9 protein-coding genes are annotated in these 10,889 nt (G+C 54.5%); 7 read left to right on the top strand and 2 right to left on the bottom strand.

The window, feature by feature from the left end; all coding sequences use genetic code 11:
- Positions 1-26: 26 nt before the first annotated feature.
- The 5 genes from GW591_RS12480 (at position 27) to GW591_RS12460 (ending at position 7,127) form a co-directional block, all read left to right on the top strand.
- Positions 27-3,125 carry a beta-galactosidase gene (locus tag GW591_RS12480; protein ID WP_166860680.1) on the top strand — a complete coding sequence of 1,033 codons (3,099 nt, stop codon included), beginning with the start codon at positions 27-29 and terminating at the stop codon, positions 3,123-3,125.
- Positions 3,126-3,185: 60 nt separating this feature from the next.
- Positions 3,186-4,454 (top strand): MFS transporter, encoded by a 1,269-nt coding sequence (locus tag GW591_RS12475; RefSeq protein WP_112150877.1) that lies wholly within the window; start codon positions 3,186-3,188, stop codon positions 4,452-4,454.
- A gap of 136 nt (positions 4,455-4,590) precedes the next feature.
- Entirely contained in the window at positions 4,591-5,478 is an 888-nt protein-coding gene (gene mscS, locus GW591_RS12470) for a small-conductance mechanosensitive channel MscS (protein WP_013576798.1), read from the top strand.
- Positions 5,479-5,659: 181 nt separating this feature from the next.
- The gene (gene argO, locus GW591_RS12465; protein ID WP_013576797.1) at positions 5,660-6,277 is read left to right on the top strand and encodes an arginine exporter ArgO; all 618 of its coding nucleotides are present in this window, start codon (positions 5,660-5,662) and stop codon (positions 6,275-6,277) included.
- Positions 6,278-6,380: 103 nt separating this feature from the next.
- Positions 6,381-7,127 (top strand): oxidative stress defense protein, encoded by a 747-nt coding sequence (locus GW591_RS12460; RefSeq protein WP_013576796.1) that lies wholly within the window; start codon positions 6,381-6,383, stop codon positions 7,125-7,127.
- 57 nt (positions 7,128-7,184) lie between these two features.
- Here GW591_RS12460 and GW591_RS12455 read toward each other — a convergent pair whose 3' ends face one another.
- Complete coding sequence (locus GW591_RS12455; RefSeq protein ID WP_166860676.1) at positions 7,185-8,027, bottom strand: SDR family oxidoreductase; 843 nt, start codon at positions 8,025-8,027, stop codon at positions 7,185-7,187.
- Between the two features lie 106 nt (positions 8,028-8,133).
- Here GW591_RS12455 and GW591_RS12450 point away from each other — a divergent pair, with 106 nt between their 5' ends.
- Positions 8,134-9,042 carry a LysR family transcriptional regulator gene (locus tag GW591_RS12450; protein WP_015690335.1) on the top strand — a complete coding sequence of 303 codons (909 nt, stop codon included), beginning with the start codon at positions 8,134-8,136 and terminating at the stop codon, positions 9,040-9,042.
- A 28-nt stretch (positions 9,043-9,070) separates the two neighbouring features.
- On the opposite strand, the gene GW591_RS12445 is transcribed toward GW591_RS12450, so the two are convergent.
- Positions 9,071-9,973 (bottom strand): LysR family transcriptional regulator ArgP, encoded by a 903-nt coding sequence (locus tag GW591_RS12445; RefSeq protein WP_013576793.1) that lies wholly within the window; start codon positions 9,971-9,973, stop codon positions 9,071-9,073.
- 227 nt (positions 9,974-10,200) lie between these two features.
- Between GW591_RS12445 and rpiA the strand changes: the two genes are divergently transcribed.
- Entirely contained in the window at positions 10,201-10,863 is a 663-nt protein-coding gene (rpiA, locus tag GW591_RS12440) for a ribose-5-phosphate isomerase RpiA (RefSeq protein ID WP_013576792.1), read from the top strand.
- Positions 10,864-10,889: the final 26 nt, after the last annotated feature.

Here is a 10,889-nt window from a genome sequence, read left to right as displayed (position 1 = left end):
GCATAACAATTTAACGGGGAGATATTATGAATCCATCAGCGGAAGATAAATTATCATCGCTGGCCACTGTTCTGGCCCGCCGTGACTGGGAAAAACCGGCCTCGACGCAGTGCAACCGATTACCCGCACACCCGCCGTTCAACAGCTGGCGAAATGCAGAGGAAGCGAGAAGCAACAAGGCTTCAGGAAAAATTCGTAACCTGAATGGCGAGTGGACGTTCAGCTATTTTAACCGTCCTGAAGCCGTGCCGGAGCAATGGCTGCAACAGGATCTGGCTGAGGCCGATGCTGTGCAGGTGCCCTCTAACTGGCAACTGGCGGGATACGACGCGCCGATTTATACCAACGTTCAGTATCCGATCCCGGTCAATCCGCCGTTTGTGCCGGAAGAAAACCCTACCGGTTGTTACTCGCTCACAGTTTCTGTGGATAATGACTGGCTGAGCAGCGGGCAGACGCGCATCGTGTTTAACGGCGTCAATTCTGCGTTCTATTTATGGTGCAACGGTCAGTGGGTCGGCTATTCCCAGGACAGCCGTTTACCGGCGGAATTCGATCTCAGTCATGTGCTGCATGCGGGTGAAAACCGGCTGGCGGTGATGGTGCTGCGCTGGAGCGACGGCAGCTATCTGGAAGATCAGGATATGTGGCGCATGAGCGGGATTTTCCGCGATGTCACCTTGCTGCATAAACCGGCAGAGCAAATTACTGACATGCAGGTGCGCACGCATCTGTTCTACGGCTTCACGCAGGCCGAACTGGAAGTGCAAGTCAGCGCCGCGGTACCGCCGGACACCGCGGCTGATTATCAGGTGCGCGTCCAGTTGTGGCAGGGCGATAAACCGGTCGCAGAACATCAGCAACCGCTCGGCAGTGAAATCATTGATGAACGCGGGACGGCATTTGACCGCACCACGCTGCGTCTGCCGGTCAGCCGGCCCGCATTATGGAGCGCTGAACAGCCCGCTTTATACCGTGCTGTCATTTCCCTGATTTCTCCGCAGGGCCAGCTTATTGAAGCCGAGGCCTGTGACGTCGGTTTCCGTCAGGTGGAAATCAGCAACGGGCTGCTGAAAGTGAACGGCCAGCCGGTATTGATCCGCGGCACCAACCGCCACGAACATCATCCTGAAAACGGTCAGGTGATGGATGAGGCCACCATGCGCCGGGACATTGTGCTGATGAAGCAACACAACTTCAACGCCGTGCGCTGCTCGCATTATCCGAACCATCCGCTGTGGTACCGGCTCTGTGACGAATACGGTCTGTACGTCGTGGATGAAGCCAATATCGAAACCCACGGCATGCAGCCGATGAACCGTCTGTCGGATGATCCGGTGTGGTTCAACGCCTTCAGCGAACGCGTGACGCGCATGGTTCAGCGCGACCGCAATCATCCGTGCATCATCATCTGGTCACTGGGCAATGAGTCCGGTCATGGCGCCACTCATGACGCGCTGTACCGCTGGATCAAATCTGTCGATCCGACCCGTCCGGTGCAGTACGAAGGCGGCGGCGCCAACAGCGCGGCGACCGACATTATCTGCCCGATGTATTCCCGCGTTGAGCAGGATCAGCCGTTCCCGGCGGTACCGAAATGGTCGATTAAAAAGTGGATCAGCATGCCGGACGAAACGCGTCCGCTGATCCTCTGCGAATACGCCCATGCGATGGGCAACAGCTTTGGCGGCTTTGATAAATACTGGAAAGCGTTCCGTCAGTTCCCGCGTCTGCAGGGCGGTTTTGTCTGGGACTGGGTTGATCAGAGTCTGCTGCGCACCAGCGAAAACGGTGAGCGTTATATGGCCTACGGCGGCGATTTTGGTGATACGCCAAATGACCGGCAGTTCTGCATGAACGGTCTGGTATTCGCTGACCGCACTCCGCATCCGTCCTTATTTGAAGCCCAGCGCGCCCAGCAATTTTTCCAGTTCTCGCTCACAGGCACTTCGCCTTTGATGATTGAAATACAAAGCGAATACCTGTTCCGGCACAGTGATAATGAGCAGTTAGTCTGGCGCATTGAACGTGACGGCGAAGTCATTTCACAGGGCGAGGCGGTACTGAATATCGCGCCCAACGGCAAGCAAACGTTGGATCTGGGGGATATGCCGCAGGCAGAAGGCGATTTGTGGCTGAATGTTGCGGTACACCAGCCACAGGCAACTGCGTGGTCAGAAGCCGGACACCGCAGTGCCTGGGATCAATGGCAGTTGCCGCAACCGCTGATATTGCCGGTGCCGGAAAAAATCTCTGCCGCCACGCCGGTTCTCGATCAGCAAGGTGATGTGATTTCCGTACTGCACGGCGCGCAGTGCTGGCAGTTCAGTCAGCAAAGCGGATTGCTGGAACAGTGGTTCGATGGCAAAACGCCGCGCCTGCTTTCCGCCTTGCGCGACCAGTTTGTCCGTGCGCCGGTAGATAACGATATCGGTGTCAGCGAAGTCACCCGTATTGACCCGAATGCCTGGGTTGAGCGCTGGAAAGCAGCGGGTATGTACCACCTGGAATCGCGTTTATTAAACATCTCCGCCGATCAGTTACAGGACGGGGTAGTGATCACGACCACTCATGCGTTTATGGCGGAGGAAGAAACGCGACTGCTGAGCCGCAAGATTTTCCGCATTGATAATCAGGGCGAACTGCATATCAGCGCGGAGGTTCGCGTGGCATCAAACGTGCCGTCACCGGGGCGCATTGGCCTGACCTGTCAGTTGGCTGAAACCGCAAAAAACGTTAGCTGGCTGGGCCTGGGACCGCATGAAAACTACCCGGATCGCCGTCTGGCTGCGCAGCACGGGCGCTGGAATTTGCCGTTGACCGAGATGTACACGCCTTACGTTTTCCCGACCGAAAACGGTCTGCGCGGAGAGACCCGTGAGCTGGATTACGCCGGATGGACGCTGCGTGGCAATTTCCACTTTGGCCTGAGCCGCTACAGCCTGCAACAGTTGATGGACACCAGCCATCGTCACCTGTTGCGTGAAGAAGAGGGCACCTGGCTGAACATCGACGGCTTCCATATGGGCGTCGGCGGTGATGATTCGTGGAGCCCGAGCGTCAGCCCTGATTTCCTGCTGACAGCCGGTCAGTACCATTATTCGTTCACCTGGAAACGTGCCTGACAGCCTGCGCCGCCATGTTAATCCCCGGCGGCGCGATATTCAGACGTAAGGAAAATGCTTATGTATTACCTGAAAAATACTAACTTTTGGATGTTCGGGCTGTTCTTCTTCTTTTACTTTTTCATCATGGGTGCTTATTTCCCGTTCTTCCCGATCTGGCTGCATGATATTAATCAGATCAGCAAAAGCGACACCGGCATTATCTTCGCCAGCATTTCGCTGTTCTCACTGTTGTTCCAGCCGGTGTTTGGTTTACTCGCCGATAAACTGGGGCTGAAAAAGCATTTGCTGTGGATCATCACCGGCATGCTGATCCTGTTTGCGCCATTCTTTATCTACGTGTTTGGGCCGTTACTGAAAATTAATATCTATCTCGGTTCGGTGGTGGGCGGGATTTACCTTGGCCTGATTTACAACGCCGGTGCGCCTGCGATTGAAGCCTATATCGAGAAAGTCAGCCGTCGCAGCAGCTTTGAATTTGGCCGTGCACGTATGTTCGGTTGTGTCGGCTGGGCGCTTTGCGCATCGGTGGTCGGCATCATGTTTACCATCAACAATGAATTTGTGTTCTGGCTCGGCTCCGGCTGTGCGGTGATCCTCGCCATCCTGTTGCTGATCGCCAAACCGGAAGTCACGTCCAGCGCGCGCGTGGCCAACGAACTGGGGGCGAACAGCAAACCGTTCAATCTCAAACTCGCCCTCGAACTGCTGAAAGACAAGAAGCTGTGGTTCCTGGCGCTGTACGTCATCGGTGTTTCCTGTACGTACGACGTGTTCGATCAGCAGTTTGCCAACTTCTTTACCTCCTTCTTCACGTCATCTTCTGAAGGGACGCGCGTCTTTGGCTATGTGACCACGATGGGCGAACTGCTCAACGCCTGCATCATGTTTTTCGCACCGCTGATAGTAAACCGCATTGGTGGCAAGAATGCTTTGCTGCTGGCCGGTACCATCATGTCAGTGCGCATCATCGGCTCGTCTTTCGCGTCATCGCCGCTGGAAGTGGTGGTGCTGAAAACCTTGCACATGTTTGAGGTGCCGTTCCTGATTGTCGGTTGCTTCAAGTACATCACCTCAGTATTTGAAGTGCGTTTCTCGGCGACGATTTATCTGGTGACTTTTTGCTTCTTCAAACAGGTGGCGATCATCTTTATGTCCGTTTTCGCGGGCAACATGTATGACCGAATCGGTTTCCACGGCACCTATCTGATCCTCGGAGTCATCGCGCTGACCTTCACGGTGATCGCAGCCTTTACGCTGAGCGGCCGCGGCCCCCTTCAGGCATTCAAAACCCCTGAACCGTTAAAAAACAGCCACGCAAATTCTTAATTTATCTGAACTCTTTGCTGCGAAATTGGCACTTCATCGCATTGTTAGTTAACCTTACAGGACACTTGCTGCCTCGTTAAACGGGGCAGCTTTGGTTTCTTGCAGCCCGTGAGGGTGTAATTTTGGGGTACTTTAAATGGATGATTTAAACGTTGTGGGCAGCATCAATAATGCTGGCAACTGGTTGGTGAGAAACCAGGCGTTACTGCTTCATTACGCGGTGAATATTGTGGCAGCGATCTTCATTCTGATTGTGGGGATGATTATCGCCCGTGTCGTTTCCGGTGCCGTCAGCCGGGTCTTAAAAGTTCGTGGTATTGACATCACCGTTTCCGACTTCCTTTCCGCCATGGTGCGTTACGCGATTATCGCCTTCACGCTGATTGCGGTTCTGGGGCGGATTGGCGTGCAAACCACGTCCGTGATTGCCGTCATCGGTGCCGCCGGTCTGGCTGTCGGTCTGGCATTACAGGGGTCGCTGTCCAACTTTGCGGCCGGTGTTTTGCTGGTGATCTTCCGTCCGTTCCGTGCCGGTGAATATGTCGATCTCGGCGGCGTGGCCGGTACCGTCACTCAGGTACAAATTTTTTCCACTACCCTGCGTACGCCGGACAACAAAATCATTGTGGTGCCGAATGGTAAAATCATCGCCGGTAACATCATCAATAATTCACGCGAACCGACCAGCCGTATCGAGCTGACGGTGGGCGTGGGTTATGACTCTGACATCGATCTGGTGAAAACGATCCTGACCGACATCATCACGGCCGATCAGCGTGTTTTGAAAGATAAAGACGTCGTGGTTCGCCTCAACGAAATGGCAGCTTCAACCCTGAATTTCATTGTGTACGCCTGGACCAGCAACGGTGATGCACAGAACGTGAAATGGGATCTGCTGGAATCGTTCAAACGCGCGCTGGATAAAAATAATATCAATATTGCGTATCCGCAGATGGATGTTCACCTGTATCAGGTGGCGAATGCGGCGGGCAACCAGCAGGAAGAACGACGCACTTTCGAATAAAGTATGCTTCCCGGATTCAGATTTTCACAGGCGCCTGCGGGCGCCTTTTTCATGCCTGAAAAATCATCCTGCCACTGATAAGCCAGTCTAATGAGCGATTAGAAATATCCATTTCCTCTTATACCGGCTAAGCCCTTACACTGCGCGCAATCTCTGTTATTCACTCTCTGAAGGATATCCCATGCTGGCTATTTTCCTGCAAGGACTGGCGATGAGCGCCGCGATGATTTTACCCATTGGCCCGCAGAATGCATTTGTGATGAATCAGGGCATCCGTCGTCAGTATCATCTGATGATCGCCGGTTTGTGCGCCCTGAGTGACATCGCGCTGATTTGCGGCGGCATTTTTGGCGGAAGCGCGTTGCTGAGCAAATCTCCGACGTTGCTGTTGCTGGTGAGCTGGGGGGGCGTGGCATTTTTACTGTGGTATGGCTGGGGCGCATTTCGCACGGCATTCAGCAAAAACCCCGAACTGGCGCAGGCTGAAGTGGCGAAGCAAAGTCGCTGGAAAATTGTCGTCAGCATGCTGGCGGTGACCTGGCTGAATCCGCATGTTTATCTCGATACTTTCGTGGTGCTCGGCAGTCTGGGCGGCAGTCTCAGCCATGATGAGCGTTCATGGTTTGCACTCGGTGCGGTCAGTGCATCGGTGATGTGGTTCTTCGGGCTGGCCATTCTCGCCGCCATGCTCGCGCCCTGGCTGAATACCGGCAAAGTGCAGCGCGTCATCAACTTTATCGTCGGCGTGATCATGTGGGGAATTGCAATACAACTGGCGCGTCAGACCGGGGTATTTTAAGTTTTGTCACTAATCTTAGTTTCTGTTGTAACGGATTATGCTACGGTTTCGCAGATTGTTTGACCTATCTATTGCCAGATCTTTGATGATTAATGGAGGCACTGTGAAACTGAAAGCATTGGCTGTAGCAGCGATGTTGGGATTAGGGACATTACCGCTGGCGTTACAGGCGGCAGAATTACCTGCCGGGCCGCACGTCGTGACGTCAGGCACCGCAAGCGTGGATGCCACGCCGGATATCGCGACGCTGGCGATCGAAGTCAGCGTGTCAGCGAACGATTCAGCCAGCGCCAAGAAGCAGGCTGATGAACGCGTGGCAGAGTACTTTGCTTTCCTGCAGAAAAACGGCATTGAGAAAAAAGATATCAATGCGGCGAACCTGCGTACTCAGCCGGAATATAACTACCTGAAAGATGGCACGTCACAGCTCAAGGGCTACCGCGCCGTGCGTCAGGTTCAGGTAACTTTGCGTCAGCTCGACAAGCTGAATGAACTGCTGGATGGCGCGCTGAAATCCGGCCTGAATGAAGTGCGTGCGGTTGAACTGGGCGTCGCCAATCCGGATAAATTCCGTGATGAAGCGCGTCAGAAAGCGATTGAAAACGCCACGCAGCAGGCAAAATCGCTGGCCGAAGGTTTCCATACCAAACTGGGGCCGGTTTACAGCATTCGTTATCACGTTGCTAACTACCAGCCGATGCCGGTGGCGCGTATGTATAAAACCGCCGAAGCCGCAGGGCAGAGCGATGTCGCGCAAACCTACGAGCAGCAAAGTATTCATTTCGACGATCAGGTCGATGTGGTATTCGAATTGCAGCCTCAGGCACCTGCTCCGGCTCCGGCTCAGTAAGAATGATTCTGTAAAAATGAAAAAACCCGCTCCGGCGGGTTTTTTGTTTCTGACCTTTTATGTTGCCTGTCGGACTTCTTTATCGGCTGAAAACGTCACCTGTTTCTGTGCTTCCAGCACCCGCAATCTTTCTGTCAGCGCCTGGCTGATCGAGGCATAAGCGGTACTGCCCAGCGCCAGACGTAGTGGCGGACTGACGGCATCGGCAGCGGTGATCATCGCCCGGACAGTATTTACCGCGTCACCTTTAATGGCGAAATCACCGGATGCCATCGCCCGGCGTACCTCACCGGCGGGTGTCTTTTCATAGCACGGCAAGGGCGTGGCATGATCCAGCCCGGCGCCAAATTCTGTGCTGGTCGGGCCGGGTTCCACGATCAGGAAATCAATGCCAAACGGTGCCACTTCCTGCGCAACGGATTCGACAAACCCTTCAATCCCCCATTTGGTCGCATGATAAAGACTGAAGTTGGGATAAGCGATCTGTCCGCCTTCCGATGAAACCTGCACAATCCGGCCGCCACCTTGTCCGCGCAGGTAGGGTAAAACGGCGCGGATAAGCTGGATCGAACCCACCAGGTTAGTGGCGATCTGCCTGTCGATTTGTTCGTCACTGGTTTCTTCGCCTGCGCCGAACAGGCCATAACCGGCATTGCTGACCACGACATCAATACGTCCCATCTTAGCGAATGCTCCGGCAACGGCTGCTCTGATTGCCGGAGTGTCTGTGACGTCGAGCGTGATGCTATGCAACTGATCGCCATAGATCGCCTGTAAGGCGTCAAGCGCACCCGGCTTGCGTAAGGTGGCGATCACCCGGTCACCGCGCTCAAGTAGCTGTTCAGTGAGCAGACGTCCAAGGCCGGTCGATGTGCCGGTAATAAACCATGTCTTTGCCATTATCAAATGCCTCTGTTGCAGAAGTTGCCAGACATTCAGGGTAGGGCAATACTATTGTTGCGTTAATACCCAATAACCCGCATGAACAGGTGAATATTCCCCACCAATGAGCAAACCATTATTGAGCAAACCGACCCTGGCAGAACTCAGGGCCTTTATGGCGGTTGCTGAACACCGCAGTTTCCGCCGTGCCGCCGATCTTTTAGGCATTACCCGATCCTCGCTCAGCCATATTATGCGCGGGCTTGAAGATCGTCTTGGCGCACGCCTTTTGCACCGCACGACGCGCAGTGTGTCACTGACCGAAACGGGTGAACGCCTGCTGAAACGGATTAATCCGCTGATGAACGGGCTTGATGCGGCGCTGGAAGACGTGGCGGGCGAGCCGGGGCGGCTGACGGGTGAATTACGTATCAACGGCAGCGAGGGCGCTATCCGCTTGTTGTTGCGCAATATTGTGCCGCAATTCATGGCGCGTTATCCCGGTGTGGCGCTGGATCTGGTGGCGGAAGGAAAGCTGGTGGATATTGTCGGGGAAGGGTTTGACGCAGGGATCCGGCTGGGAGAAGCGGTTCCACGGGACATGATCGCTGTGCGGCTCAGCCCCGACATGCGCTTTCTGACCGTGGCTTCGCCGGATTATCTTGCGGCGCATCCCGCCCCTGAAACGCCGGATGATCTCGCCCGCCATCAGTGTCTGCGTCAGCGCCTGCCCAGCGGAAAACGCTATCGCTGGGAGTTCCACAAACGCGGGCAGGAAGTGGCGGTGGATGTGCCGGGAAATCTGACGCTGGATAATACGCAACTGATGATTGAGGCCGCACAGGACGGGCTGGGGATCGCGTATGTTCCTGAAGATTATGCGCAGGTTGCGCTGAAAGAAGGGCGGCTGATTGCAGTGCTGGAAGACTGGTGCCCGCCAATCCCCGGTTTGTTTCTCTACTTCGCGGGCAACCGGCATGTGCCCGCGAGCCTGCGGGCATTGATCGAGATGGTCCGGGAGAAAAGCGGTTAAACGCCGCTTTTCACGCCGGATAATTCTGTCAGTCCTGACGCAACACCTGATGTCCGTGGGCGATCAGTGCATCGGTGACTTTACGCATCATGCGGCTTTCGGGCGCAAAACGGTGCCAGTAAAGCATACGGCGCTGGAACAGGCCGGGCGTCAGGTCGATCAGCTCGCCGCTTTCCAACTCTTTCTCGATTTGCAGATGCGGGATCATGCAGCAGGTGGTGCCCTGACGGGCCAGTTGCACAAAGGCTTCCGACGAGTTAACGATGTGGCACGGCACGCTGCCCGGCGATAAATCGAAGTTCTGTTGCAGGAAGGCCTGATGCATATCGTCCAGATGGTCAAACGCTACCGCAGGCGCTTTCAGCAAGGCGGAGCGGGTAACGCCGTTCGGGAAATAGCGATCAGCAAAAGGTTTCGAACCCACAAACAAATAGTCCAGCGCACCAAGCTGATCCACCAGACAGCTCGGCAGTGGCTGGGGTTGAATACTTACCGCGCCCACCACTTCACCACGACGCAGACGTTCCTGCGTGCGCGTTTCGTCTTCCACCTGTAAATTCAGGCGGATAGGGGAATCAACCAGCACTGATTTCAGCGCCGGTAACAGCCAGGTTGCCAGACTGTCGGCGTTGACCGCCAGTGAAAGCAGCAGAGGTGTATCATTGCTTTCATTGTTGCTGTCACTGCCAAGCCACTCTTCTTCCAGTAATTCCACCTGATGTAACAAGGCCAGTAATTTCTGTCCCTGTTCAGTCGGCCGGGGTGGAACGGTACGAACCAGCAGCGGCTGGCCAAACAAATTTTCCAGTTGCTTAATGCGCTGAGAGACGGCCGATTGTGTGATGCAAAGCTTCTGCGCTGCGCGCTCAAAACCGCGCTCACGGATCACCGCGTCCAGTGCCTGCAGCGTTCTATAGTCCGGGCGTTTCATCGGAGTTCTGTCCCTTAGATTTAATTTTATCCGAACACTATGCCACAGATTGTCAGGATTTGTGGTGAGGAAAATCTTTGTGTTTGCAGCACAATTGCACTTAATAAGTGTGATCTGGCTGCGGTGTTGTTTATCCAAATTGCCGGGACATGCTTTATAATCACCGGCACTCTTCGTTCCACCGAACTATTCACGCCACTTACGTGTTATCAGACAGAGAAGCCATTATGACGCAGGAAGAATTGAAAAAAGCAGTCGGCTGGGCCGCACTGGATTACGTCACGCCGGGCACCATTGTCGGTGTCGGTACCGGATCCACCGCCGCACATTTCATTGATGCACTGGGTTCCATCAAAGGCCAGATTGAAGGTGCGGTTTCAAGCTCCGATGCCTCTACCGCAAAACTGAAGAGTCTGGGTATTCATGTTTTCGACAGCAATGAAGTGGATTCGCTGGATGTGTATGTCGATGGCGCGGATGAAATCAACGGCTCGATGCAGATGATCAAAGGGGGTGGCGCTGCGCTGACCCGCGAAAAAATCATTGCCGCGATTGCCAAAAAATTCATCTGTATCGTGGATGCTTCCAAGCAGGTTGATGTGCTGGGTAAATTCCCGCTGCCGGTGGAAGTGATCCCAATGGCGCGCTCTTATGTTGCGCGTGAACTGGTTAAACTCGGCGGCCTGCCGGAATACCGCCAGAATGTGCTGACAGACAATGGCAACGTGATCCTTGATGTGCATAACCTGAACATTCTTGATGCCGTCGCGATGGAAAATAAGATCAACAGTATTGCCGGTGTTGTGACTGTCGGCCTGTTCGCCAACCGGGGTGCTGACGTGGCGCTGGTCGGGACTTCTGAAGGTGTCAAAACCGTCAAACTGAAGTAATCAGAATATAAGCAGAAGATCTGGCT

The sequence above is a fragment of the Rahnella aceris genome (assembly GCF_011684115.1).
Taxonomy (GTDB): domain Bacteria; phylum Pseudomonadota; class Gammaproteobacteria; order Enterobacterales; family Enterobacteriaceae; genus Rahnella; species Rahnella aceris.
This window is presented reverse-complemented; position numbering and strand designations above follow the sequence as displayed.